This is a genomic window from Endozoicomonas sp. SCSIO W0465, assembly GCF_023716865.1.
Classification (GTDB): Bacteria; Pseudomonadota; Gammaproteobacteria; order Pseudomonadales; family Endozoicomonadaceae; genus Endozoicomonas.
Window position 1 is genome coordinate 3,819,476 of sequence record NZ_CP092417.1, and the last position, 25,668, is coordinate 3,845,143.

At 46.8% G+C, this 25,668-nt stretch carries 23 protein-coding genes and 1 pseudogene; 17 read left to right on the forward strand and 7 right to left on the reverse strand.

Annotated features, from left to right (window positions below):
- Positions 1-66 precede the first annotated feature (66 nt).
- The 4 genes from MJO57_RS17140 to MJO57_RS17155 form a co-directional block, all read right to left on the reverse strand.
- Entirely contained in the window at positions 67-1,365 is a 1,299-nt protein-coding gene (locus MJO57_RS17140) for a sodium ion-translocating decarboxylase subunit beta (RefSeq protein ID WP_252017454.1), read from the reverse strand.
- 121 nt (positions 1,366-1,486) lie between these two features.
- On the reverse strand, positions 1,487-3,316 hold the full coding sequence (gene oadA / locus MJO57_RS17145; RefSeq protein ID WP_252017455.1) for a sodium-extruding oxaloacetate decarboxylase subunit alpha: 1,830 nt from the start codon (positions 3,314-3,316) through the stop codon (positions 1,487-1,489).
- A 20-nt stretch (positions 3,317-3,336) separates the two neighbouring features.
- Positions 3,337-3,615, reverse strand: coding sequence for an OadG family protein (locus tag MJO57_RS17150; RefSeq protein ID WP_252017456.1), 279 nt, complete (start codon positions 3,613-3,615; stop codon positions 3,337-3,339).
- A gap of 122 nt (positions 3,616-3,737) precedes the next feature.
- On the reverse strand, positions 3,738-4,721 hold the full coding sequence (locus MJO57_RS17155; protein ID WP_252017457.1) for a tRNA-dihydrouridine synthase: 984 nt from the start codon (positions 4,719-4,721) through the stop codon (positions 3,738-3,740).
- Positions 4,722-4,883: 162 nt separating this feature from the next.
- Between MJO57_RS17155 and MJO57_RS17160 the strand changes: the two genes are divergently transcribed.
- The 5 genes from MJO57_RS17160 (at position 4,884) to mnmC (ending at position 10,749) form a co-directional block, all read left to right on the forward strand.
- Positions 4,884-5,342, forward strand: a complete 459-nt coding sequence (locus tag MJO57_RS17160; protein ID WP_252017458.1) for a nuclear transport factor 2 family protein — start codon at positions 4,884-4,886, stop codon at positions 5,340-5,342.
- Positions 5,343-5,349: 7 nt separating this feature from the next.
- Positions 5,350-6,258, forward strand: coding sequence for an alpha/beta hydrolase (locus MJO57_RS17165; protein WP_252017459.1), 909 nt, complete (start codon positions 5,350-5,352; stop codon positions 6,256-6,258).
- A 50-nt stretch (positions 6,259-6,308) separates the two neighbouring features.
- Complete coding sequence (locus MJO57_RS17170; protein WP_252017460.1) at positions 6,309-6,827, forward strand: cysteine hydrolase family protein; 519 nt, start codon at positions 6,309-6,311, stop codon at positions 6,825-6,827.
- A 437-nt stretch (positions 6,828-7,264) separates the two neighbouring features.
- Positions 7,265-8,623 (forward strand): hypothetical protein, encoded by a 1,359-nt coding sequence (locus MJO57_RS17175; protein ID WP_252017461.1) that lies wholly within the window; start codon positions 7,265-7,267, stop codon positions 8,621-8,623.
- A gap of 119 nt (positions 8,624-8,742) precedes the next feature.
- Positions 8,743-10,749 carry a bifunctional tRNA (5-methylaminomethyl-2-thiouridine)(34)-methyltransferase MnmD/FAD-dependent 5-carboxymethylaminomethyl-2-thiouridine(34) oxidoreductase MnmC gene (gene mnmC / locus MJO57_RS17180; RefSeq protein ID WP_252017462.1) on the forward strand — a complete coding sequence of 669 codons (2,007 nt, stop codon included), beginning with the start codon at positions 8,743-8,745 and terminating at the stop codon, positions 10,747-10,749.
- Positions 10,750-11,251: 502 nt separating this feature from the next.
- Here mnmC and msrA read toward each other — a convergent pair.
- Positions 11,252-11,815: a peptide-methionine (S)-S-oxide reductase MsrA gene (msrA, locus tag MJO57_RS17185; RefSeq protein ID WP_252017463.1), complete on the reverse strand. Its 564-nt coding sequence runs from the start codon at positions 11,813-11,815 to the stop codon at positions 11,252-11,254.
- Between the two features lie 431 nt (positions 11,816-12,246).
- Between msrA and MJO57_RS17190 the strand changes: the two genes are divergently transcribed.
- Positions 12,247-12,999, forward strand: a complete 753-nt coding sequence (locus MJO57_RS17190) for a hypothetical protein (protein WP_252017464.1) — start codon at positions 12,247-12,249, stop codon at positions 12,997-12,999.
- 40 nt (positions 13,000-13,039) lie between these two features.
- Here the strand turns inward: MJO57_RS17190 and MJO57_RS17195 are convergent, their stop codons facing one another.
- A complete protein-coding gene (locus MJO57_RS17195; RefSeq protein ID WP_252017465.1) occupies positions 13,040-13,840 on the reverse strand; it encodes a M23 family metallopeptidase in 801 nt (266 codons plus the stop codon).
- Positions 13,841-14,311: 471 nt separating this feature from the next.
- On the opposite strand from MJO57_RS17195, the gene MJO57_RS17200 reads away from it, so the two are divergent.
- The 5 genes and pseudogenes from MJO57_RS17200 to MJO57_RS17220 all read left to right on the forward strand — a co-directional run.
- Positions 14,312-14,584, forward strand: coding sequence for a hydroxyethylthiazole kinase (locus MJO57_RS17200; RefSeq protein WP_256493354.1), 273 nt, complete (start codon positions 14,312-14,314; stop codon positions 14,582-14,584).
- A 5-nt stretch (positions 14,585-14,589) separates the two neighbouring features.
- Positions 14,590-15,123, forward strand: a complete 534-nt coding sequence (locus tag MJO57_RS17205; protein ID WP_252017467.1) for an SCP2 domain-containing protein — start codon at positions 14,590-14,592, stop codon at positions 15,121-15,123.
- Between the two features lie 504 nt (positions 15,124-15,627).
- Entirely contained in the window at positions 15,628-16,161 is a 534-nt protein-coding gene (locus MJO57_RS17210) for a helix-turn-helix domain-containing protein (RefSeq protein ID WP_252017468.1), read from the forward strand.
- A gap of 55 nt (positions 16,162-16,216) precedes the next feature.
- A protein-coding gene (locus MJO57_RS17215; RefSeq protein ID WP_252017319.1) for an IS3 family transposase occupies positions 16,217-17,787 on the forward strand; the annotation gives its coding sequence in 2 pieces (ribosomal slippage) (positions 16,217-16,691 and positions 16,691-17,787; 1,572 coding nt in all).
- Between the two features lie 35 nt (positions 17,788-17,822).
- Positions 17,823-18,371 (forward strand): annotated as a pseudogene (locus MJO57_RS17220) (IS630 family transposase); the annotation flags it as partial.
- A gap of 47 nt (positions 18,372-18,418) precedes the next feature.
- On the opposite strand, the gene MJO57_RS17225 reads toward MJO57_RS17220, so the two are convergent.
- Positions 18,419-20,077 (reverse strand): transposase, encoded by a 1,659-nt coding sequence (locus MJO57_RS17225; protein ID WP_252017470.1) that lies wholly within the window; start codon positions 20,075-20,077, stop codon positions 18,419-18,421.
- Positions 20,078-20,259: 182 nt separating this feature from the next.
- Here MJO57_RS17225 and MJO57_RS17230 point away from each other — a divergent pair, with 182 nt between their 5' ends.
- From MJO57_RS17230 to MJO57_RS17255, 6 genes are all read left to right on the forward strand, one after another.
- Positions 20,260-20,907, forward strand: a complete 648-nt coding sequence (locus MJO57_RS17230) for a transposase (protein WP_252017471.1) — start codon at positions 20,260-20,262, stop codon at positions 20,905-20,907.
- Positions 20,904-21,596, forward strand: a complete 693-nt coding sequence (locus MJO57_RS17235) for a hypothetical protein (RefSeq protein WP_252017472.1) — start codon at positions 20,904-20,906, stop codon at positions 21,594-21,596. Before MJO57_RS17230 ends, MJO57_RS17235 begins: the two co-directional genes overlap by 4 nt.
- Positions 21,597-21,992: 396 nt before the next feature.
- Positions 21,993-22,775: an ABC transporter permease gene (locus tag MJO57_RS17240; RefSeq protein ID WP_252017473.1), complete on the forward strand. Its 783-nt coding sequence runs from the start codon at positions 21,993-21,995 to the stop codon at positions 22,773-22,775.
- A gap of 9 nt (positions 22,776-22,784) precedes the next feature.
- A complete protein-coding gene (locus MJO57_RS17245; RefSeq protein ID WP_252017474.1) occupies positions 22,785-23,495 on the forward strand; it encodes an ABC transporter ATP-binding protein in 711 nt (236 codons plus the stop codon).
- Positions 23,492-24,658 (forward strand): hypothetical protein, encoded by a 1,167-nt coding sequence (locus MJO57_RS17250; protein WP_252017475.1) that lies wholly within the window; start codon positions 23,492-23,494, stop codon positions 24,656-24,658. Before MJO57_RS17245 ends, MJO57_RS17250 begins: the two co-directional genes overlap by 4 nt.
- Positions 24,655-25,662, forward strand: coding sequence for a GDP-mannose 4,6-dehydratase (locus MJO57_RS17255; RefSeq protein WP_252017476.1), 1,008 nt, complete (start codon positions 24,655-24,657; stop codon positions 25,660-25,662). The genes MJO57_RS17250 and MJO57_RS17255 overlap by 4 nt, the downstream gene beginning before the upstream one ends.
- Positions 25,663-25,668: the final 6 nt, after the last annotated feature.

Genomic DNA, 25,668 nt, shown 5'->3' on the forward strand with positions numbered 1-25,668 from the left:
AAATGCGACGACTTCTCTCGAAATCATCGCATTAGCTTTTTACTACTATTTTTTGACAGAAAAACATCATGACAGGTATTTAATCATCACCCCCGCTGCTACCGCTGAACCAATAACACCTGCCACGTTGGGCCCCATGGCGTGCATCAGCAGGAAATTCTGTGGATTCGCCTCAAGCCCCATTTTGTTAGAAACCCTGGCAGCCATGGGTACTGCTGACACCCCGGCCGAGCCAATCAATGGGTTAACCTTGGTAGACGACACTCGATTCATCAGCTTCGCCATCAGAACGCCACTGGCAGTACCGATACAGAATGCCACAACCCCCAGCGCCAGAATCCCCAGAGTTTCCAGCTGCAGAAACTTGTCGGCACTCAGCTTTGAACCAACGGACAACCCAAGGAAGATGGTGGTGATGTTAATCAGCGCATTTTGTGCTGTATCAGAAAGGCGCTCAACCACGCCACACTCTCTCATCAGGTTACCAAAACAGAACATCCCCAGCAGTGGAGCCGCATCGGGCAGTAACAGGGCCACCAGCACCAGCAACAAGATCGGGAAAACCACCTTTTCCGTTTTATTGACCGGTCGCAGCTGCGTCATCACAATCTTGCGCTCCTCAACCGTCGTTAACGCTTTCATAATCGGTGGCTGAATCAGAGGCACCAGCGCCATATAAGAGTAAGCAGCAACCGCAATGGCGCCCAGCAGGTGAGGAGCCAACACGCTGGAGACATAAATCGCAGTCGGGCCATCGGCACCACCAATAATACCGATAGCAGCGGCATCAGCCAGACTGAAATTCATAAGCCCCATTGAACTCAATACGATAGCACCAAATACGGTGGCAAAAATACCGAACTGAGCAGCAGCACCCAGAAACAGCGTTTTTGGATTAGCCAGCAACGGACCAAAATCCGTCATGGCACCAACCCCCATAAAAATCACCAAAGGAGCAACGCCACTGCCAATGGCCACGCTGTAAAACTGATAGAGGACACCGTTAACGTACCCGGCATCCGCAACAATATTACCCACTAGCGTCCGGGTTGCTGCATTTGCTCCATTGTACAAGTCATAAAGCTGATCCGGGGCAACAGAAGCACTGCCCAGCGCTTCAGCCAACGCCTGCATCACCACAGGGTTAGCCATATGAAGCGCCTGTTCAATGGCTGAAAACGCCAGACCAGCCTGGGGAATATTGGCCAGAATACCGCCAAAACCAATAGGCACCAGCAGCAAAGGCTCAAATTGCTTGCGGATGGCCAGATAGAGCAACCCAAAGCCCACCAGAATCATGACAGACTCTCCGGCGGTAAGGTTGTATAACCCGGAGCCCTCCCAGAGCGTTAATAGCTTTTCCATGGCATTTTTTCTCTACAAGACCTTTTTCTTCATAAGAGTTCTTCACAAGAGTTCTTTATAAAAGTTCTTTATAAGAGCTCTTGATAAGGAGCCTCCAGCCGAGGCTTCCCTATAGTTTTTATTAAGCCAGGGTAAGCAGGGTATCACCCACCGCTACGCTGTCGCCTTCATGTACCTCAACCGACGTCACCTGTCCGGAGCGAGGGGCACGAATCTCCGTTTCCATTTTCATGGCTTCGAGGACAAGCAGAACATCACCTTCCTGAATACACTGGCCCGGCGCCACATTCACCCTCCAGATATTACCGGCCAGCGGAGCAGGCATTGGCTCTCCGGCAGACACTGGTGCACTGGCGGCTTCCGGTTGACTGGCAGACGTTGAAACAGGAGCCAGTTGAGTAACATCACCCCCCTCTGAAACCTGAACGGTATAGGCATTACCATTCACCCGAACGGTGTATACAGCGTTGTCTGCGCCGGTTACCTGAGCGGGAGCAGCAGGCTTAACTTCTGGCTCAGTACCCGGAGCAGGCTCGAAGGCGCCCGGGTTACCGCGATTCTGCAGGAATTTCAGACCAACTTGCGGGAACAGGGCGTAGGTCAGAACATCATCCACCGGCTGATCAGCCAGCCTGATGTCTTTCTCTTTTGCAAGGCCATGCAATTCAGCCGTCAGTTTCTCAAATTCAGATTCAAGCAGGTCAGCTGGACGACAGGTGATCGCTTCCTTACCATCAAGAACTCTGTCCTGAAGACTTTTGTTGAAGGGCGCTGGCGCAGCACCGTACTCACCTTGCAAAATCCCCCGGGTCTCTTTAGAGATGGTTTTATAGCGTTCACCGGTCAATACATTAAGGACCGCCTGGGTGCCGACAATCTGGGAAGTGGGCGTTACCAGGGGAATCATACCCAGATCTTCACGAACTCTTGGGATTTCCTGCAATACTTCATCGAACTTATCACTGGCGCCCTGCTCTTTCAGCTGGCTCTCCATATTGGTCAGCATACCACCGGGCACCTGAGCGGTAAGAATCCTGGCGTCAACACCGCGCAGCTGACCTTCAAATTTCGCGTATTTTTTTCGCACTACCCGGAAGTAATCAGCCACTTCTTCCAGCTTGTGCAGATCAAGACCCGTCTCACGCTCAGTACCCTGCAGTGCTGCAACGATTGCCTCAGTTGGAGAATGGCCATAGGTCATGGACATGGAGGAGATGGCCGTATCAACCCGATCCACACCGGCTTCAATCGCCTTGAGCAATGACATGGAAGAAAGGCCGGAGGTTGCATGGCAATGCAGCTGAATGTCCAGGTCCGTTTCTTTCTTGAGTCTGGAAACCAGCTCATACACGTCAGTGGGCGTAATAATACCGGACATATCCTTGATACACAGAGAATCTGCCCCCAGATCCTCGATCTCTTTGGCCAGAGAAACCCAGCTATCCATTGTGTGAACAGGGCTGGTTGTATAAGAGAGCGTACCCTGAGCGTGAGCGCCCTGCTTCTTCACCGCTTTCATTGCCTGCATCAGGTTGCGGGGATCGTTCATGGCGTCAAATACCCGGAACACATCCATACCATTGGCAACGGCACGCTCAACAAATTTGTCCACGACATCGTCAGCATAGTGACGGTATCCCAGCAGATTCTGCCCTCTTAACAGCATCTGCTGAGGGGTTCTGGGCATGGCTTTTTTCAGCTCACGCAGTCTCTCCCAGGGGTCTTCACCCAGAAAGCGGATACAGGCATCAAAGGTAGCCCCGCCCCAGGTTTCGAGAGACCAATAACCGATCTGATCCAGCTGTTCAGCAATCGGTAACATATCTTCAATACGAAGACGGGTGGCAAACAGTGACTGATGGGCATCCCTCAACACCACATCGGTAATACCCAGTGGCTTTTGTTCAGCTAATGGCTTTTGTTCAGCTAATGGCTTTTGTACGTCAGACATAACCCTTCTTTATCCCCCGGTTATTGGCGTTTTTCTGCTTGAGCTTTTTTTGTTCTGTGCATCTGAATGGCTGCACTGATGACAGCAACCAGTTCTCCCTGATCACTGGATAAAACTGGCTGACTGGTAACTGGAATGCGATTGGATACACCCGATGGTGCCGGTTCCCGGAAATACCGATCGATGATTTTTGACATCAGGCTGGTTACCAGCACCAATAGCGTCAGGAACAGAAAAACAAATCCCATTCCGTAGAGCATCAGGCTGAAGCCTTCTGAAATAAAGTCCGATGGGTTCATCAAGTAAGTCCTTTGTTTTTTTCAGGCTTGAAGGTCCGGTCAATCACCACAAGCAGATTTACCCTACCGGAACCATTCTTGATTATTAGTTAAAAGAAGTTTGCCTCAGTCCGGAAAATAATTCACCGACGTAAATCAATGAAAGCCGACCAACCGGAGAGATTAGTCGTAAGATGCCAGGTCGCACAGAGGATTTCCAGAATGGTATCTGCCTCACGGAGGGAGCGGATTCGTTCAAACAGATTCTGAGCTTCCGGATACGCTTTACGCAGATAGTTGAGCCACTGCTTCAGGCGGGAAGGATGGTATTGCCATTTGCCATTTTTACGATCTCTGTCACTTAACTGCAGCATCAGCTGCAGCACTGAATGCCAGCTCATCGGAGTGACTGATTCCCGAATCATGGTGGTGATATTCGGCGTTACCAGCGAAGGCCGTCCTACCATAAGGTCAGAACAGCCTGAAGCTTCCATACAGCGCCGGGCGTCGTCATGATTCCAGACCTCCCCGTTGGCAATTACTGGAATCCTGAGGTTTTCACGAATTTTGCCAATGTATTCCCAGTGAGCAGGGGGCCGATAGCCTTCGGCCTTGGTGCGGGCATGCACTGCCAGCTCCGAAGCGCCTGCCTGTTCAACCGCACGGGCGTTTTCCAGGAATAACGACTTGTCTTCATAACCCAGACGAATTTTGGCCGTCACCGGCAGTGCTGCAGGAACCGCATTCCGAACAGCCTTGACGATACTGAACAGCTGATCCGGCTCCCGGAGCAAAATAGCACCACCCCTGTTCTTGTTGACCGTTTTTGACGGGCAGCCGAAATTAATATCCACTCCCGGCGAACCAAGCTTCACTGCACGCTGCGCATTCAGTGCCATATATTCCGGGTTACTGCCCAGCAACTGTAAACGAACAGCCGTACCATTCGATGTTTTTGCCCCCTGCAGCAGCTCCGGACAGGTACGGTAAAAGACCCGGTTTGGCAACAGTGTATCGGTTACCCTGACAAACTCGGTAACACAGAGATCGAAGGTATTAATGCTGGTGAGCAGATCCCGCATATCGTGATCCATAACGCCTTCCATCGGCGCCAGTATCAACCGCATGGCATGCCTCTTGAGTGAAAACCGCCAATTCTACCGTTATCAGGCCTGATAACAAAATAAGGAGCACTCCCATATAGACTATAATCTCCCACAGATCATCCTTGAGGGTGCTTCCTTTAATATGGTTTTCGTCGTTTACTTGAACGCTTCAGGAGGTATGTTGTGAACGATACGGTTGACAGTATATGCCAGTTGCAACCGGAACAGATCATCACCTGTATGGTTAACGCTATTGACCGGAAGCAGTGGTCCGTGGCCAGAGAACTGTTTACGGATACCGTCCTTGTTGATTACTCCAGTCTTAACAGCCAGCCCGGATCAAACGTCCGCTCATCAGATCTGGTCGGCGGGTGGCAGAAGCTGCTTGATTCCGTTTCTACCCACCATATGGTATCCAACTTTGAAGTCACTATGACCGGTGACAGGGCTGAGAGTGAATGCCATGTCTATGCCTGTCATCAGGCTGAAGGTATCGCAGGCTGGGACTGCTATGGCCGCTACCTGCATGCGCTGGAACACATTGACACAGCTTGGAAAATTACCGAAATGACCTTGATCGTGCATGGTCAGAAAGGCAATCTTTCCTTCCTGCAGGATATTGCCAGCCAGAGTAACCAGTGAGGTGTTTATGGAACGTATTTCTTTTGACAGCGATGGTAACCACCTGGTCGGCAACCTCTTTCACCCACCCGGTTATGACCCTGCTCAAAAATACTCAACCGTTGTCGTTTCCGGGAGCTGGACCACGGTTAAGGAACAAATGGCCGGTCTCTATGCACAGCGCCTTGCTGAACACGGGTTTATCTGTCTGGCTTTTGACTTCAGTAATTTTGGTGAAAGTGAAGGCGAACCCCGTTTTTATGAGCACCCGAGCCAGAAAGTGCTCGACATCAAAAATGCCATCAGCTGGTTGCAGAGTCGTAACGAAGTGGACGCAGCACGTATAGGAGCTCTGGGCATCTGTGCCGGCTCCATGTATACCCTGATGGCCACCTCGGAAGACCCTCGTATCAAGGCGGTAGTCACTGTCGCCTCCTGGCTGCAGGATGCCGAAGCGGTCAAACTGATTTATGGGGGCGAAGAGGGTGTTAGTGCCAAAATTTCTGCCGCCCGTGCGGCAAAACGACAATACGCCGAAACGGGTGCAGTAGCGTATATTCCCAGCGTCTCTGAGACCGATTCCGGTGCTGCCATGTATGGTCCTTACGATTACTACCTTAACCCGGAGCGAGGTGCCGTTCCTAACTGGAGCGCCGATAAATTTGCCGTCATGAGCTGGGAGGACTGGCTAACCCTTGACCCGATGCCATCCGCCCCGAATCTGAACGTGCCGCTGTTGATGGTTCATTCCGATGGCGCCGTGCTGCCCCTCTATACCCGACAATACTTCAATCGGGCCAATTCAAAAAATAAACAGCTTTTCTGGGTAACTACCGATCTGGAATCCCCGATGCATCAGTTCTGTTTTTACGATCAGCCAGCCGAAGTAAACCTTTCTGTTAAACAAGCTGCCCGCTGGTTTAAAGACTACCTCTAATCGCAAAACAGCACTCTATACCGTCATACCGCCATACCGGAGTCTTTCTCATGAGTGATACCGCACTGCTGCTTATTGATCTTCAGTACGATTATTTTCCTGAAGGTGCCTATCCCCTCTGGCATGCTGAAGAAGTGAAAGAGCGTATTGTTACAGCTATTAGCCAGGCGAAAGCCAAGGGCATCCTGCCTGTCCATATTCAACATATTGCCGATCCTGCCCAGGGACTCTCACCTTTCTTTAACGAAGGCACGCACGGGGCAGATATTGTTGCCGATATCAAGGCTGCGGCCCCCGATGCGCCAGTGGTTATAAAACACTATGCCGACGGTTTTTATCAAACTCAACTGGAACAGGTGCTCTGTGAGCACAACATCAACAAATTACTGGTCTGCGGCATGATGACCCAGAACTGTGTTACCCATACTGCCATATCAAAAGCAGCGGAGAAGTATGAGGTGGCGATCATTAGCGACTTATGTACGACGGTCACAGAATTACTGCATTTGATCGCCCTGCATGCCGTCTCTACCCGCATGAAGCTAGTAACAACTTCAGACATTTTCTGATGCCGGTTACACTCCGGGTTTTTCCCGGGGAACATCCCGATCAAACCTTTCGATTCCCAACCCTGCCGAATTAAATATTTCCCGCTTATGCCGGTATCAAGCACAGCGGGAACCAATAAGCTGTGCTGTGGTCCAAGACGATCGGGACGAATCAAAAGCAATGCTGCTTACCTTTGCCTGCAGTCCTCTATCGAACGGATAAATTCTACCAATGGTATGGGTCCACAATTTCTATTAGTCATTGTATAAACATCTTAGGCTCTATTTTGATTACGAACTGCTCTACAGTGAAAACTGACTGTAGGTCACGAAAAACAAGGATTGAGCAACATTACCGGACAATATGCTGACAACCTTTGTAGATAAAGGGCTTCAGCAATGTTCAACCCAGTAGCAGTCTGAAATCCTACAAGAGCCACATCTTATAAGAGCACGTTATGGACAGTATCAACAAGCAATCACTTTCCCCGGGCACCTTAGATCCAGAGCAACATCAGCCGGAGCCGGCACATCAGGACCTCCCTGCAAACGCGGGATTTGCAGGGCATAGCGTCAACGTCGGTGCTGGCTCTGCAAATATGCCCGCACCACCCCCTTATTCGCGGCACGACCCACTGCGCCCTGATTACGCTTGCCCTCCCCCTGCTTATACTCCGGTTGCCTGCACCCCGGGCCTGACGGTTCGAGACAGTGACATCCCTGCAACCCTGAAGAATTGCTTATTCAGTCTGGATCAGGCCTACCATACTGACTTTACTGAACTGGCTGATACACTAAGCGGTTTCAGAGAAAGACGCGCAGTAAACTGTCTATTCCCCTGGATATTCAGAGAAGTTCTTGACCCTGAGTTACTGGCAAAAGAAAGCAGCAACCGAAACCTCCAGCATCTGGCGCAATCAATGCGTTCATTGGTCAGGGCCGAATATGATTTTGTCAAGAGACAATCCAATTTGGTACTTCCTCTGCAACAACCCTATTCAAAGCTAAGTCAATTGACCGTCGTGATCTGCATGAACTTCCTTGAACAAAGGATCAAGTCCGAATATCAGGAGTCACGCCAAAAGAGCCCTGATGACAAGGCTAAATCCGGGGAGGCATTAAAAGACTGTGAACAATTGTTGCCTGCAGTGGTCAGAAAAACCTTTATCCAAAAGTTGTTATCTGCTGCTGAGCATAGCGGCAGATGGGACGCTAAAAAAGCCATTAATACATTTGTGAATAACAACGAGTCAGGCTTAAAGGAAGATATGGATTTTGAGTACCCTGTTAGTGGCAATCTGAATTTTTCCAAACTGCTTTACCAGGATATTCCCGGTGCTACCATCTCAAAAAAATACATTCCCCAGCTTGAAGCCTATGGCCGTCAATACAACATTGATCTATCCAGTCTGGTAGAGGCATTAGGTCAAACGCAATGCAGGTCGATATACATTGATGACCCCCTTGTGACCGTCATGAAAGAAGTTGCCAAGAAATCACACAATAGAAAACTGCTTCCGGTGAATTTCTTCGATGACCAGACGGAGCCCTTCCGGAACCGAAATGCGAGATGTCTTTTGGAATTAATGAATTATTGTCAAAATCAGGTTTTCAGACCGGACAGCAATACACCAAGCCGGTATGCTGGTGAACCGGTTGGAGAATCCAATGATACCTCTGGCCCCCTTCAGGAATCGTCGGCTGACAACCAGCGGAACATTCAGGCTGTGACAGATAAGCTTAGTGAATTACTATTAACCAGCAGTACTGGGCTTGTACATTCAAGGTTAACCGCGTTTTTTCAAATCAAACAATGATGTTGAAGCGATAGTGCAATAAGCTACTTGGCACTAGTACATACCACTTTACCCGATAACTGGCACTTACTATGCTTGCAACGTTAATCGCCTGATACTGAATATTGAAATAGAAAACCGTGTCTAATCGCCAGCCAAACCACGTAGAAACGTGTCAAACCAGCACTGCTGACATCCTGTGGGAGAATGACCTGCCAATCTCCACCCGGTTTAATGATGTCTACTTTTCCCGGGCCTCGGGTATTGCCGAATCACGGCATGTTTTCCTGGAACATAATCATCTCCCTAGACGGTTTCGTGAACTGAAGCCCGGAACAACGTTCACTATTGGTGAAACCGGTTTTGGCACTGGTCTGAACTTTCTCTGTGCCTGGCAGCTCTTTCTGGACAATGCCCCTGATAATAGCTCTCTGTTGTTTATCAGTACGGAGAAGTATCCACTCCGGCAGGATGACCTGAAAAAAGCACTCAATGGGTTTGAGGAGCTGAAACCTCTGGCCAGCAAACTGATCAGCGCCTATCAATTCAGTGAGGGAAAAATTGACCTGCGGTTTTCAGACAGCACGTCAGGCACACACGTCAGTCTTCATATATTAATTGGTGATGTACTCGATACACTGCCTCATATCAATAAGAAGATTGACGCCTGGTTTCTTGACGGCTTTGCTCCGGCCAAAAACCCCGACATGTGGCAACCACAGCTGTTCCATACGCTTAAGGCCAAAAGCCGTGATGGTGCAACCTATGCCACCTTTACAGCGGCGAGGATGGTCCGGGATGGACTGATGGAGGCGGGCTTCTCGGTAACCAAGCAACCGGGCTTTGGCCGCAAACGGGATATGATTGCCGGGCAGCTTATACCTGCATCCGGTTTACCCGTCACCAAACCCTGGTTTGCGCCTGCTGATCACAGAGACCCTGAGCAAAAAGCCATCGTCGTCGGTGGTGGTCTGGCGGGCTGCAGTGCGGCCTGGTCGCTGGCTTGCCGGGGCTGGCAGGTCACAATCCTGGAACAACATCAGGCCCTGGCCAACGAAGCATCGGGTAATCCACAAGGTGTTCTCTACGCCAAACTCTCGGCAGACAATACCCCGCTCAGCCAATTTATCCTGAAGGGCTATCAATTTACCCTGGATACACTAAAAGCGCTGGCGATTGAAGCGTGGCAGCCATGCGGTGTTATTCAGTTAGCCATTGACGCCAAAACCGATCAGCGAAACCAGGCCCTGAACAGTCAGCACCCGGACTCACTCCTGCAGTACCTGACGAAGGAGCAGCTCGCGACGATTGCCGGGTTGAGAATCCACTATCCGGGGCTCTACTTTCCACAGGCAGGCTGGGTGAGTCCACCCGCACTCTGCCATGCCTTGTCCGGTCATCCCAACATCCGGGTGATGACCAACACAGTAGTCAATGACATTGTGAAACGTGAGCAAGACTGGTTGATTAAAACCAGTGATGACAAGTTGTTCAGTAAAACCGTTATCGTTGCCCGGGGAACGGCCAGCCATCAGTTTGCACCGTTAAACTACCTGCCTCTAAAAGCCATCCGGGGCCAGATCACTCTGGTGAAGGCAACCACCGAAAGCCGGAAGCTGGCGTCCTGTGTCTGCGCAGAAGGCTATATAGCACCCGCTATCGATGGCGATCACACCCTGGGAGCAACGTTCAGTTTTACAGACAACGGCACAGAAATCCGGGAAGCTGACCATCTGGAAAACCTGGCCATGCAGGCCGAGTATTTTCCAGCCATGTACCAGGCACTCGGCGGCACTGATGCACAAGTGACCGGGGGACGAACAGGCTTTCGCTGCACAACACCGGACTATCTGCCCGTGGTAGGCCCTATCGTTGACGTTAAGCAGTTTGTTGAAGCGTATGCCCCCCTCAGAAAAAACAGCAAGCTTACCATTGATGCACACCCCGGGTATCTGGATGGACTCTACGTTACCGCCGGACATGGCTCCAGGGGGATAATCTCCTGCCCTGTTGCCGGCGAAATCCTGGCTAACATGATCACCGGTGGAACCGATGACGCTAACGGTCTATTGATGCCGACAAAACTGCTGGAGGCCATTCACCCTTCCCGCTTCCTTATCAGAGATCTGATCAGAAACAACATTTAGGTGATTTTTTTGCAGTAGGGCAGACTATTCTCGGTCAGCCTGTTGCACCTCGTTCCCACGGTCCCGAGGCTGTCGCAAAACCCTGCGGACACTCTGGACATCTCGTTCCCATGCTCCGCGTGGGAATGCATACCTATCCCGCCACAAATACCATACTCGCATGGAGCCCCGAAACCCCTACCAGGCAGTGGCTCTTTCTCATGCTGCCAGATCCGTATGCGTTCCCACGCAGAGCATGGGAACGAGGGGTCTGGCTGTATGGGCATTAGCGCCTTTCCGCACTAGGTATATGCCGCAGTAAAACAGGTAGCAATACTCAAAGCGGAATCAACAGCTGCTATCTATCTTATCCTATGTGAATCAGGCGACACGCTGTTGCCTGCTCATGAAGCTCCTGTTTCAATCCATTCAGCAAACTGCGTCCAGGCAGCCTGATCCTACTCTTGGTTGCCTGTTTTTTTCCTGGTCAACTTTTGTCAGATCAATAAGTCCATCCCTAAAGTTAACCAAGACAAACGCCTGTGCCTTGCAAGCCACAGTAACCGGCGGGATTCTTTGCCAGATATTGCTGATGATACTCTTCTGCGTAATAGAACGGTGGGGCCTCTCGAATTTCTGTCGTAACCTCTGAATACCCCTGTTCTCGCAGAGACTTTGAGAATGTTTTCCTTAAGCTTTCAGCCAATCCAGCCTGTTCATCTGAGGTCGTATAAATGGCTGAACGATACTGAGTACCTACATCATTACCCTGCCTCATTCCCTGGGTAGGATCATGGGATTCCCAGAAACGTTTTAGCAACGCCTGTGTTGTGACCTTTTCAGGATCATAAACCACCATCACCGTTTCTGTATGTCCGGTTGCTCCGGTGCAGACTTCTTCATAACCCGGATTTGGCGTGTAACCGCCGGCATAGCCAACAGCCGTTGTATAAACACCGGGTAGTTGCCAGAACAGCCGCTCAGCTCCCCAGAAACAGCCAAGGCCAAGATAGATCGTCTGCAAGCCATCAGGAAATGGCGGTATCAATGGATGCCCATTCACATAATGCCGGGTTGGAACCGGCATGCTCTCTGTGCGGCCCGGAAGCGCCTCTTCTGCAGATAAGGGGGGTTGGATACTTGGGTTTACACCATCAACAGTCATAAAAAACTTACCTCTTGCTCCCATTTAAGAGATGGAACTTTTTAATCTATGAGCAATCATAATAAAGGAGCATAGAAGTGTGCCTCAAGAACGCAGTGCATTTCGCATTTCGACTCGACAGTTTTGGCAGATCAGTGCGAAGCAAATATGGATCCACTTAGGAGCTGTCCTGAGATAATTTCCAATTTCTGAATATCAAAACTTAGTTCGTCCTGAGCCTGTCGAAGGGCGTGAACTCCGGCCTCGTGTATTGTGCCAATCACCCTTCGACAAGCTCAGGATGAACGGAAATCGAGTTCAAAATGTGGAAATTATTTCGGGACAATTCCTTATTGCCTCCCAAAGGAACACCCGTGATACCGACAGAAACAATTGCGTCAGCTATTGGTGAATTCAAATCAATCAAGGATTACGTATTTTCAGAAAGATACAACCCTAAACGCCCGATTTTTAACCACAAATGGCTTATCACCTGCCCTACCGACGGGAGTGTCAGCCGCTTTCTGGTGCCGGATATCACCCGATATATCAGTAAATATCTGTCTTTTTCAGATTTTATTCGCTTTAGCTCGATTAACCGGGAGAATTACATTGCACTGCGCCAAGACCAGAAGCTGGTAGCCGAGGTAATTTGTCATGACCCCGGATTCTGCCGGTATCGATTCAACAATTTCAAGACGGTATCTGCCGAGAGTCAGGCATCTGAGTGTCGTGCGTTAACTAATCTGTTTAACGGAACACATACTGTCTCAGATTCGCTGTCGATTTATCGAACCGACAGAAAAGGCGTTAAACGAGAGGATTTAAAGGTCGTCAGGGTGGAAAGTTCCCATATTAGAGACCACATCCACACAGGCATTCTGAGTGACGGCAACCACTTTGTTTTTATTGATGGTACATTTGACTATACCGACAAGAAGACCATACGTTTTCACTTGGGCTTTCTCAATACTTATATCGGGAACTCGCTCAAGGACATCATAAAGTATATTAAAAAAAACCGATCCGATGATGACCTTGCAAAGTGCATCGACGGTATCGTGGTTATACAGTACCCCGAAAAGTGGCATACAGGAACTTGTCTTAAGGAGGCTACTGACCAATGACCAAAGCGACAAGTTTCCGCCAGCAATAGCCCCAAGCCGGCTAACCATCTCCGGTGGTTAGCAAAGCAGGGTCCAGCCGTTGGTCAAACCAGTTGTAACGCCAGTCCAGGTGTGCACCGGTAACCCGCCCGGTAGCACCCACTTCGCCGATGATGTCTCCCCGTTTGATGGCCGCGCCATTTTTGACTGATACTTTGCTGAGATGAAGAAAACTGGAAAAAAGGCCGTGGCCATGGTCAATAATGATGGTTCCCCCGGAATAGTAAAGATCAGCATCAACCAGTCGCACAATACCATCAGCCGGGGCTGCAACCGGTGTTCCGGTGGGTACGGCAATATCCAGACCATAGTGTGGGCGCCCCGGTTTACCGTTATACACTCGCTGACTGCCGTAGACGCCACTGATGCGACCTTTTACCGGCCAGCCAAAGCCGTTAAAAAAATCCTCCAGATCAGTATCAGGCACCCTGGCTTCACGCACCTGCTCAGCTTCTCTGCGGATACGGGATAACACCCGCTCATCCGGCGATACATATTTTCTGGCAATACCTGTCAATCGCTGAATATCATATTTCCGTGGCTTAAGGGTTAAATAAAAGGTCTTCAGTTCGCCACTGGCAAAGTGCTCTGTATAGGACTGCTCAAGCTCTGCATCACGCCCGAAACCAAGAATAAAGCGCCCATCTTTCGCTACCCGGACTTCCTGACTGCCATAAACAATCCGACTCCCTGGGGATGCATGACCAACCAAAATGCCGCCGGGGGTCAACTGACTCTGCAAGCCATCAGCATTCACTATCTGAGAAAACAGCAGAAGAAAAAAAACGGTAGCCAAATGCATCAAACTCACTCCTTTTATAATCCTGACCGGTAATAATTATCGGCATTTTGACTTTTAACAACGCAGTCGCGTAGTCTGGGAGACTCACCGGGTGCGCTCACCCAGCTGACCCCGTAGCGAGCATGGAAGAAAATTGAGGATAATAATTATGGACTTGATCATTCTCGGAACAGCCCTTGTTCTGCCTGTGACCTATGGCTTTGCGATACTCCTGTTATTAAACACAGGCAAGAGCCCAAACTTAACTGACATCCGCGACTGAGTTCTCTGCCACCAGGACTTTCTACTCGTTCTCAGGATACCGAATAAGGCTCTTATTGGATTACAGACTGTTCCCAGATTGAACCTGGCTGAAGCACTTATCATTAAAGGCTCTCAGAGCTTTGCTCGGCAATTTGCCCTCAAGCCTTACATTGCGTGGTCCACATCCAATTTTCACTGCAGAGCAGTTCGGAAATCAAATAGAGCCAAATCGATAACGGCCACCCTATGATGGCCAAAGTAACCGGCACTGGTTGTACGGCAACTGCCATCATTGGTGCCTTTCTTGCTGTCTGCGATACACCGCTGACTGCTGCGGTATCTGGCCTTGCCTGTCTGGGAATTGCAGGGGAGTTAGCCAGCAGAGACTGCCCCGGGCCGGGATCTCTGCAGTGGCGCATGCTGGATGAGCTATACCGCCTTGATCAGGCCACCATAAAAAAATTGGAAAAAGTGAGTAATATGAGAAGGAGTTGTCATTGAGCCTGATGCCATCTTTTAGACTGCCTCTTCCAGGTATTAACCTGCGGGAGCGATTCAAAAAACCGGGTATTGAGTTACTGGGCCTGCCGGTAAAACTCTTACCATCCGCCGTGGTCAACAAACCATTGACCAAAGCGATCAACCAGATATTCCACGTGCCGGTAAAAGAGGGCGATTTTGATTTTCTGGAAGATCGCTGTCTGAAAATCCAAATTACCGATATCAACGTCAGCTTCTATATCAGCTTTGATGGCAGACAGCTGTCCGCTACCACGCCACGACGCTTTGACGTTGACATTCATGATGTTGAATTCCAGGGCGACAGCAAATCATTCCTGAAACTGGCCAGCCGCCAGGAAGACCCGGACACCCTGTTCTTTCAGCGAAGCCTGATGATTGAGGGTGACACTGAACTGGGGCTTGGGGTAAAAAACCTGCTGGATAGCCTGGAGTTAGAGCAGTTGCCCATTCCGGTGCAGAAGCTTGCCTGGCTTGGGCAACAGCTGCAGAAAAAAATACAGCCAATCCCGGCCCACTAAATACGCTTCGACGTTTATAGCCTGCTCTTATCCCGCAAAAAGAGCGGGCTAAAACACCTCGTCCTTCTTCGAGTTTGTGAATACATAATCGTTATAAAATAAAGTTCTTAAAAATTATACGACATTCCCTAGCAAAATCTTAATACCACTTCTAAGCTTGCTCACATCAATAGAGACGACACTGTCTTTTCAATAAACACTGCTAATGAGATGACTTAAGACACAGAGTGGCTGATAAACCAACTGCCTGCTTTCAACTGTTAATCTGACTTACGCTTTGCCACAAAATGCGTTTTGCTGTTTGGCTGGCTTGCGCCAATGCCGAGGGTTTCTTTTATTCTTTTTATGACTGAAACCTGAGACAGCTAAAAAGAGGATTGGCGGTAGCGTTGTTTTTTTGCCTTAAAAATTACAGAACTCAACTTAAGTAGTTAAAAGTTTGCTTATGGATATTTTGATCGTACTATCAGGCAGACAAAGAAAGAGATCCTTAATCTATTATAAGTGGGTCTTGAACTAAAACGTCCCCAACCTATGAAGTATGTCAATATCACTGATGAAGCTGTTGTATTAACTTTGAAATACGCCAAGCACTACGGCCCTCTGAGGTGTATCAGGGAAAGAGCTCATGGTCTTCTATTGAGTAATCGAGGCTTTACCCTTGAGCAAATTGCAGAAATCCTTGAGATTAAATATCAGACCGTTTCCCAATGGATTGATGATTGGGAGGACTATGGTATTCGTGCATTGTATAAGAAACATGGTGGTGGAAGATCTTGCATATATGATGAATCTGAAGTGCAACGCATAAAAGAGTTAGTAGCAGAAGAGCCTCGTCGTTTATCGTATGTAAAATCCAAAATTGAGGATGAGACCGGTAAATCCTCATCAAAACTTACTCTGGCCAACATCGTAAAAAAGTTAGGACTGGTTTACAAAAGACTCCGTAAATCGTGCAAACATAAACGGGACGAAGAGCATTTCCAGCGTTGTAAAACTGCACTGAAAGACGCCCAGGAACCCCCTGTGTCAGCATAGTTGTCGCCTCTCCTGAAATTAGAAATCTCAACAGGGGGCGGTCTATGAGTAATCAATGGCCCGCTATTCAGAAGAGTTCAAAGAGTCCATCATTCAGAAGATGATGCCACCCAATAATGTGCCAGTTTCGCAGTTGGTACGTGAGACTGGTATCTCTGATGTGACCCTGTACACTTGGCGAAAGAAAGCAGTATCTAAAGGAGTGCCTGTGCCGGGCGACGGAAAGAATCCAGATCAATGGACAACTGAAAACAAGTTAGCCGTAATCATTGAAACGGCTGCGTTAAATGAAGCAGAAATGGCTGAATACTGTCGTAAAAAAGGTCTGTTTGCTGAACAAATTCAGCAGTGGAAGGCTGCCTTTATTAACAGTGTTTCTGTCCAGCCTGAAAGTCAGTCAAAACAGCGTAAGGCGCTGTCTGACGAACACAAAAAAGATAAGAAAACCATCAAAAAGCTTGAGCGTGAACTCAATCGCAAGGACAAGGCGTTAGCAGAAACTGCTGCCTTGCTGGTACTCACAAAAAAGGCCCAAGAGATCTGGGGGGCGCCAGAGGACGATTAGTCTCTCTCCCGGATCGACAAAATGCTGTTAGCCTGATTAAACAGGCAGTTAAAGATGGGGCTCGTCAGTCAAAAGCCTGCAAAGCCCTTGGTCTTACAGAAAGAACTGTACAACGCTGGATGCAGGGTGATGACGTGCGCGCAGATAATCGCAAAAATGCTGACAGGCCAGAACCGGTTAACAAGTTTTCTGAAGCTGAGCGACAGGCGATTGTTGACGTCTGTAACAGCGAGCGGTTCAAAAGCCTTCCGCCCAGCCAGATTGTGCCCACATTGTTAGATGAAGGTCTCTATATGGGGTCTGAAAGGACATTTTACCGGGTGTTGGAGGAAACAGGGCAACAGCATCATCGGGGCAGTGCTGCCAAGCCAAACAGGTATAAGCCAACGTCCTGGTGTGCTACCGGACCCAACCAGGTCTGGTCCTGGGATATTACCTATCTGCGCTCTCCGATACGGGGGCAGTTTTATTACCTGTACCTGGTGATAGACATCTTTAGTCGTATGATTGTTACATGGGAAATTCATGAAACCGAATCAGCTGAGCATGCATCAGAAATGATCACTAAAGCCTGTATCAAACAGGGAATTGCAGCCTTGGAGTGGCCACTGGTTCTGCACTCAGATAATGGTAGTCCCATGAAGGGTGGCACTATGCTGTCAACACTGCAGCGTCTTGGGGTCGTGAGCTCATTCAGTCGTCCCCGGGTCAGTGATGATAACCCCTTTTCCGAGGCCATATTCAGAACCCTGAAATACCGCCCTGGTTATCCGCGCACGCCATTTGCTGATCTTGAAGCAGCACGTAGCTGGGTGCATGGTTTTGCCCAATGGTACAACGAAGAGCACAAGCACAGTGGGCTGAAATTTCTGACACCCGGGCAAAGGCATCGTGGTGAAACCAAGGTGCTTATGGCTAACCGCAGAAAGGTTTATGAACAAGCCAAAGAACGTCACCCAGAGCGCTGGGGAAAGAGGTCAACAAGGAACTGGGATCTGGCTGATGAAGTCTGGTTGAATCCCGACAGACCTGCTGATGATCAACTAAGCAAAGCCGCTTAAGTTGAGGCGACAACTATGTTGACAAACACCGGGAAGCTGAGCGCAAAGGGTTAATAAACTTGTTTTATTTTGATGAGTCCGGATTTACTCAAGAACCTTGTGTGCCATATGGCTGGCAGGAAAAAGGAAAGCAGCTCAGAATTCCATCAGTCAAAAGTAAGCGCATCAACGTGCTGGGCTTTATGAATCGGAGCTGTGAGCTGTTTCATTACCCTGTTGTGGGCTCTGTGAATAGTGATACAGTGATTGCAGCCTTTGACGACTTCGCAGAGAAAATGGAGGATGAAAAATACAGTTCAAATGACCGCTACACCGTAGTTATGGTGGACAATGCCAGTATTCATACCAGCAAAAAGTTTCGTGACAGAATCGCTGACTGGACTCTTGAGAAAAAGTTACTGATCTGCTTTCTTCCAACATATTCACCTGAACTCAATCTGATTGAGATCCTGTGGAGGAAAGTAAAGTATGAATGGCTCAATCTATTGTCAATCAAGAGTTTCACGGAATTTGAAAAGGAAGTTGAACGAGTGTTCGCTTCATTTGGAGAGAGTCATATGATTTCGTTTGCAAATACTAAATAATCGTTCAGTCAATTTATCCGAAAGCAAATTATCAACTACGTAATTTCTCAAAAACTGCTGGCAGCACCACACGGAAGATGACGTGAAGCCTCCTCAATCAGGTTACTCAATCTCGGAAATAACCCATCGCCCATTAGTCGGCTTTTCAGATAATCCCAAAAAGAGAGACCATACAGGCGACACGTTTTTTTCAGGCTGGCAAAGGTGTCGCGACATTGCCGCCCCAAATCGCTTCGCGTCCCACTACTGATCTTTCGTCGTTTAACATATTCTCGTATCTGACTCTCGCTCAGGTTGTTGTGCAGCGGTAAGCTCGGGTCATCCAGAACCAGTAATAGCTCTTCCTTGATTACAGCCAACCCTGACAGAGCATCCTGAAGAAGCCCACTGCACGTTTGGGTTTGGATCAGCGCCTGGAACCCCTGTCGTACTTTTATTGCCTTTTTTTCAGTTGGCTCTGTCTTGAAGTCTTTAAGGTCATCGTAAATGGCCCAGAACCATGTCCGAAGCCATTTCTGAGCCATGGCCTGCTGATCATTGACCGGATGAACTTTTGCCAGCCCTCGCTCTGCATGTATCCAGCACTGGCTGTGTTTGAAAACGTCGAACTGCCTTGCCCCATCACTGAAGGTGGTAAGATGTCCTGCTCCATGCTGTATCAGGCTGCCATAAATCATGGCTTCACTGGCCTGCTGGCGCCGTCTACCAGTTAGTCTCAGGTCTTTCATACATTCTTCCCAGGCTTCATGGCTCAGGAAGGTGACGCCTCTGTATGGATTAAGAACGCGTAGCCACTTTTTGGGGTAATCCAGTTTTTCCAGATAGATCAAGGCATCGTCGGTGAACGTGTAAGTTGACCATGGGCGGTGCAGTAGGCTTACGAAATTTTCCCGGCTTTTGCTGTCTGTGCTCTCGAACCAGGCAAAGGACTCGTTATTGATGATGGTGCAGTAACCGTTCTTCCCCTTATGCCTTGTTCCCGTGTCGTCTGTCTGGATATAACTTGAACAGCGAATACCTGTAGTCAACAGCTCATCTTTCTCAGCATGGAACTGCTCGTGTCCTTTCGTCAGAAGCTGGCTGAGTTCCCCGCTGGAAATAGAGATTCCAATGTCCCATAGCCAGTCCAGCAGTTCTGGCTGGGTAACGGAGCAACCATGATACTGGTGCAGAACGTAGGCCTGCAGCATTGGCCCGTAATGATGTCCATGAAGGCTGGCTGGCGGTTTGGCCGTAATGGTTTGTCCATCGGGTGTCACCCATTGCTCTAAAAGATATTCAATACTGGATGTTTGTATTGTCAGTTCCTGAACATGAAAAGGGGTGGTTCCATTCCTGATTGATCCCTCCGGAACATCAGTGGCAGCAATGGGTATGGATTTTTCCGCCGATGGCTTTCGGGGCTGTTTACGCTGCTTTCTGGTTTTCTCGTTGGGCTTCTTAACCTTCTGCTTTGACGAGGTGTCTGGGCTGGCTCCATCGTTACCCTCAGGAGCGGATGGATCTCCATCAGGGCTGCCGGTGTCATCATCGGGAGGTTTGGTGTTTGGTTTGATGTCAGGCTTTGCGGGCAGTTTTTTTAGACGACGAATCTCTGCTTCAAGCAATTCTATCTGCTCTTTGAGCTGAATGATCTGCTCTTGCTGCTGAGTGATGAATCTCAGTAGATCTTCAGGTTGTAACTGCTGGTGTTCTAGAAAAGCCATGGTGAGAGGATAGACGACTGACCGAAATTATCCTGCTTCCAGCACTTTTTGAGAAATTACTCAACTACTTAATAACAATAATAACAATAATAACAATGATAGGGTTGATTCCTGTACTCGACTTTAGAGTTTTAAGAGCACAATAGTTCCGGCGCATAATCTGCTAAAAGCAACCATCCCCAATGACGAAATTCGAGATGGTTGCCATGCTCACTTCAGATCATCAAGTAATCCTCAGGGAGCTCGCTTCATATACAACCTTTCTTGCTGGAGCGCTATCATCAACTGCAGTACCAACGTTCTGCGAACTGCTGTTCGGTTGCATGCTTTCAGCCGACGGCTTTGTTACACAGGCGTTGTTAACAATTGATTTTCATTGTGTGTGGAGCAGCTACCACCACTGGCTATCTCAGGGCAAGTGGCAATGGAAGAACTTGGCACGCCACTTGATCCGTCTGGTCTGCTCCAAAGCTCCTGAGAATCAACCTGTGGTCCTGGGGCTTGATGACTGGGTAATCGAACGGTTTTCCGACAAAGCCCCTGCTTGTCGTACACATCATCAACACAGCAAGAAACGCAATCGGCCGACGTACATCTGGGGGCAGTGTTGGGTTTCCCTGGCCATCATATTTGAGCGGGCTGCAGATGAAGTATTTACCGCCATACCGGTGATCTCATTTCCGACACCAGCTTCAGGTAACACCAGCAAACTGAAAATTGCCGTGGCCATGCTCAGGGTGGTACGCAATGAAGTGAAGGATCGAGTGCTACGCCTGCTAACCGATTGCTGGTATATGAACTGGACACTGATAAAGCAGCTCTGGAAATGAACATAGAAGTTGTTGGTCAGATACCTTCAAATCGGGCCCTCTATGCTTTGCCGCCAGCACCCACCGTAAAGAAGCGAGGGCGCCCAAAAAAGTACGGCATCAAGATGACGACAGAACAGGTTAAGAAACTGCCGGAAGAAAAAGCAACAGTATGGATGTACGGCAAATTTCGCAAAATACGTTATCGTACCCTGATCTGTCGCGCCAGATTCCTTAAAGGTCGTGAAGTACGCGTCGTCTGGAGTCGCTTTGAAAATGACAAAGGTCTGACCGAAAGCAGAATATTCATCTCGACCAATCCGGAACTTGAGGGACTGGAGGTGCTTCGTGCCTATTCCCGGAGATGGCCGGTAGAGCCAATGTTTCACCAACTCAAACATGCTTTTGGCTGTTGCCATTTATGGCAGCAGAAATTGCGAACACTGCTTCGATGGATGCATTTGAAAATGGCAGGCTATGCATTATTGCAGTTATTAACCGTTTGTAAAAATCAGGCATGTCTGAATATTTCTCGGATACCCTGGAGAAGCCCGGATACAACCACTGCAGGCATGATGAAAATTGCTCTTTCAGGAATTATTCCGAGGTTCTCTATTCGCAAGGGCTGGAACAGATATAAGCAAAAATATGAGTTCAATTTTCGCGATCTGATCGACCAGTTAATACCGGATAATTCAGAAGCAGCATAACTAAAGGCTTTTAGGCAAAAAACGGAAGTAATAACGAACTTGGAAAAACAGTTCACTGATTTCGGCTTGCTTCACTATAAAAAGCTGACCGAATTATCGTTTTATACAGACTCTAAAGTCGAGTTCCTGTAAAAGAATATTGGATTTGGCTCTTGTAGGATTTCAGACTGCTACTGGGTTGAACATTGCTGAAGCCCTTTATCTACAAAGGTTGTCAGCATATTGTCCGGTAATGTTGCCCAATCCTTGTTTTTCGTGACCTACAGTCAGTTTTCACTGTAGAGCAGTTCGTAATCAAAATAGAGCCTTGGATTTTAACATCACAAATATTCGATTCCTAACAAGATGCAGCACTTCGTGTTTTCACCAAAACTTAGACCTAACAAATGAGGTCATATGTTCAGAAATGCCTACCATGAACTAATTGAAACCTATCGAAAAAAAAATCTGGTTATTAATCTCGCATGGGATGACATTAAAGTACGTTATGCCCGATCAGTAATAGGTCCCTTTTGGCTGGTAATGACCACAGCAATCAGCGCCTTAGGTTTAGGTTATGTCTGGAGCATACTCTTCAATCAAAACAAATCGACTTTTATTCCAGCGTTATGTATAGGCCTGGTTATCTGGCAATTTCTTTCGTCGTGTATAATGGAAACTCCGAACTGTTTTATCGTGAACACAGCTATTATCCGGAATACCATAAACCCGATATTGATTTATCCACTGGTGGCAATCATCAGAAATCTAATTATTCTGGCACATAACTTTTTAATTATATTTATTGTGTTTTGTCTATATCCACCAAACTTTGGATATAACACCTTTTTGATCATTCCGGGACTTATACTGGTTATTGGAAATTTAATTTGGATCTCAGTCATTCTTGGATTTTTAGGTGCGAGATATCGAGATCTCTCACCAGCCATCACATCAATGATGACAATCCTGTTCTTTCTAAGCCCGGTTATCTACAAACCAGATCAACTGGGTCTTAAAGCAATGGTTATATGGTTAAACCCGTTTACTTATTTGATCAGTGCAATCCGGGACCCGCTTACAGGTCATGCAAGCCCATCATTTTCCTATGTTGTGATGACAAGTACCTTGATAATCGGATTTATGGTTATGGCAATCATGATTGAAAAATACCGATATCGAATCCCTTACTGGCTTTAGGGAGCAGGAATGACCTTTATCAAGCTTGAAAGTGTCTCTCTGGAATACCCTCTATACAATACAGAAAGCACTTCAATAAAGCATCATTTGCTACGTATGGCTACAGGTGGACGGATAGCCATAAACTCACGAAAAAATACAGTAGTTAGAGCACTAACTAATATCAATTTGGATATTAGAAGTGGTGATCGCATTGGCATAGTTGGTCATAATGGAGCTGGTAAATCGACCCTGCTTCGATGTATAACCGGAATTTATCAGCCAACCTCCGGTACGATCAAACGTCAAGGGTCAATTGCTCCATTAATAGAAATTGGAGCAGGTATGGAGCCTGAATTATCAGGTTACGACAATATAAAACGCTTATTGCGACTGCAAAATATAACAGATAATGAATCCCAATCATTAACCCAAAGTATTGCAGAATTTTCAGAGCTTCAGGATTTCTTATCACTACCAATTCGTACTTACTCATCAGGAATGTTGATGCGGTTAATGTTTTCAGTATCGACTGTAAGTACGCCTGATATTTTAGTAATGGATGAATTTTTTAGTGTGGGTGATGATAGCTTCAGGAATAGAGCAGAATCAAAACTAACTGAGCATATAAATAATTCTTCAATTTTAATTTTTGCATCCCATAACATGGAATTATTAAAAAAATTTTGCAATAGTTTTGTAAGACTTGAGTGTGGAACTATAGATATTTCAGACTTATGATAAAACTTGGAATCATATCATCATTCAATATAATGTGTGGGAATGCAACTTACACTAAAGCAATAATTGATGGGATTCAGGAATATTATGATATAGAGCCCATAGAAATACCTGTCAGTCTACAGAAAAATCATAATTCAAAAAATATCAAAGAAATTATTGAAAAATTAAAATCATTTGATGCTGTTAACCTACAGCTTGAGCTGAGTCTATATGGACCAACACCAAAATTGGCCACAGCACTTGTCCAAAAAATGATTAATACAAATAGAATAAAATCAATAACAATGCACCGAGTTGAAGAGGAAACACCTAACATAATAAAAACAATATATCAAAGCTATAAAATCCATGGTTTCAAAAATCTTACTGATAATCTTTTAATGAATTATGTAAAAAAAAACATTTATAAAAGTTACAAAGAAATAATAATTACAGCATGTAAAAAAAAAATTGTATTTATTGTTCATACAAATAGAGAGAGAAGTAGAATAGCAAGAATTCGTAGAGATGCTAAAGTTTTTGTGCATCCAATTTTATGGCCAGAAAATATCAAATCTAAGAATAATATCATACTAAAAGAAAGGTTTAATAATGATAACAAGGTAATAGGCGTTTTTGGTTTTGTATCCCATTACAAAAACTTTCTACAAGTGGCGAGAGTTGCAAAAAGGGAAGATTATAATTTAGTAATAGCCGGATCAACCCATCCAACGAATCAAGGTTATGGTAAATTAAATGATAAAAATAATGCTTCATGGTTAGTATCTAATGAATTATATGGTAAAGATACACACTACAAAGGTTATTATATTTTAACTGCACCCGAAGATGATATTTTTCTAACATTAATAGAGAATGTTGATTTAGTAATTATCCCTTATTTGGAAACAGAACAGTCAGGTAGTGGGATTGCCAGCCTTGCTATCCAATATGGTAAAAGGGTTATTTTTTCAGATACAGCTCTAATCACAGAATTAAACTATTTCTTAAATAAAAAACCTTTTTTATTTGATGTAAACTCAGATGCCAGCATGGTCTCTGCCATTAAAGATGCACTGTACTTTCAAAGTGCATATGAAATTAAGTTTGAAGGTTATAGTTTTTCTTCAAATATCAAAACTTACATTGATTCTCTTGGCATAAATGAGGTACCCATATGACCAGGGTGCTTATTACAGGTATAACAGGCATGGTTGGTTCTCACCTGCTTGATTATTTAATTGATCAAACAGACTGGATAATATATGGGGTTTTACGTTGGAGATCTTCGCTAGACAATATACGTCAACATATTAAACGTATAAATAACGGTGATCGCATACATCTGCTATATGCAGATCTTCGAGATAGCATGTCCATAGACCATGCTGTTCAAATTTCACTTCCGGATTATGTATTTCATTTAGCAGCCCAAAGTTATCCGAAAACTTCCTTTGATAGCCCACTGGACACAATGGACACCAATATTCAAGGAACGGAAAGATTGCTAGGTGCACTTAGAAGACACAGCAAAGAGGCTATCATTCATATTTGCTCAAGTTCAGAAGTCTTTGGTCGCGTCTCCAGTGACAAGCTACCAATTAATGAAGAGTGTACATTCCACCCTGCTTCTCCCTATGCCATTTCAAAGGTTGGTACAGATCTGATTGGCCGATATTATGCAGAAGCTTATGGTATGTGCGTAATCACAACTCGAATGTTCACACATACCGGGCCGAGAAGGGGAGATATATTTGCAGAGAGTAGCTTTGCGAAACAAATAGCAATGATTGAAGCAGGCATGATTGATCCTGTTGTTAAAACTGGCAATCTCGACTCACTAAGAACATGGGCAGATGTAAGGGATGCTGTTCGTGCTTATTATATGATGTTAACTATCAACCCTACTCCTGGTGAATATTACAATATTGGTGGTGTTTTCACACTCTCAATACGTGATATGCTCTCAAAGCTGATTGGCCTAGCGAAATACTCTCCCATTGATGTGGAAACTGAACCTGAAAGATTGCGGCCAATCGATGCGGACCTTCAAGTACCTGATACTAATAAATTCAAAAATCATACAGGTTGGGAGCCAACAATAAAGTTTGAAAAAACAATGGAAGACCTACTTAACTATTGGCGAGAGCAGGTAAATCTTAAAAAATACTTTTTAACAAGGTGATAAAAA

Bases quoted from the DNA above. Each gene is read 5' to 3' on its own strand.
- MJO57_RS17140 (WP_252017454.1), bottom strand. From the start codon at position 1,365: ATGGAAAAGCTATTAACGCTCTGGGAGGGCTCCGGGTTATACAACCTT.
- oadA (WP_252017455.1), bottom strand. From the start codon at position 3,316: ATGTCTGACGTACAAAAGCCATTAGCTGAACAAAAGCCATTAGCTGAA.
- MJO57_RS17150 (WP_252017456.1), bottom strand. From the start codon at position 3,615: ATGAACCCATCGGACTTTATTTCAGAAGGCTTCAGCCTGATGCTCTAC.
- MJO57_RS17155 (WP_252017457.1), bottom strand. From the start codon at position 4,721: ATGCGGTTGATACTGGCGCCGATGGAAGGCGTTATGGATCACGATATG.
- MJO57_RS17165 (WP_252017459.1), top strand. From the start codon at position 5,350: ATGGAACGTATTTCTTTTGACAGCGATGGTAACCACCTGGTCGGCAAC.
- MJO57_RS17170 (WP_252017460.1), top strand. From the start codon at position 6,309: ATGAGTGATACCGCACTGCTGCTTATTGATCTTCAGTACGATTATTTT.
- MJO57_RS17175 (WP_252017461.1), top strand. From the start codon at position 7,265: ATGGACAGTATCAACAAGCAATCACTTTCCCCGGGCACCTTAGATCCA.
- msrA (WP_252017463.1), bottom strand. From the start codon at position 11,815: ATGCCGGTTCCAACCCGGCATTATGTGAATGGGCATCCATTGATACCG.
- MJO57_RS17195 (WP_252017465.1), bottom strand. From the start codon at position 13,840: ATGCATTTGGCTACCGTTTTTTTTCTTCTGCTGTTTTCTCAGATAGTG.
- MJO57_RS17205 (WP_252017467.1), top strand. From the start codon at position 14,590: ATGCCATCTTTTAGACTGCCTCTTCCAGGTATTAACCTGCGGGAGCGA.
- MJO57_RS17225 (WP_252017470.1), bottom strand. From the start codon at position 20,077: ATGGCTTTTCTAGAACACCAGCAGTTACAACCTGAAGATCTACTGAGA.
- MJO57_RS17230 (WP_252017471.1), top strand. From the start codon at position 20,260: ATGACGAAATTCGAGATGGTTGCCATGCTCACTTCAGATCATCAAGTA.
- MJO57_RS17235 (WP_252017472.1), top strand. From the start codon at position 20,904: ATGAACATAGAAGTTGTTGGTCAGATACCTTCAAATCGGGCCCTCTAT.
- MJO57_RS17240 (WP_252017473.1), top strand. From the start codon at position 21,993: ATGTTCAGAAATGCCTACCATGAACTAATTGAAACCTATCGAAAAAAA.
- MJO57_RS17245 (WP_252017474.1), top strand. From the start codon at position 22,785: ATGACCTTTATCAAGCTTGAAAGTGTCTCTCTGGAATACCCTCTATAC.
- MJO57_RS17250 (WP_252017475.1), top strand. From the start codon at position 23,492: ATGATAAAACTTGGAATCATATCATCATTCAATATAATGTGTGGGAAT.
- MJO57_RS17255 (WP_252017476.1), top strand. From the start codon at position 24,655: ATGACCAGGGTGCTTATTACAGGTATAACAGGCATGGTTGGTTCTCAC.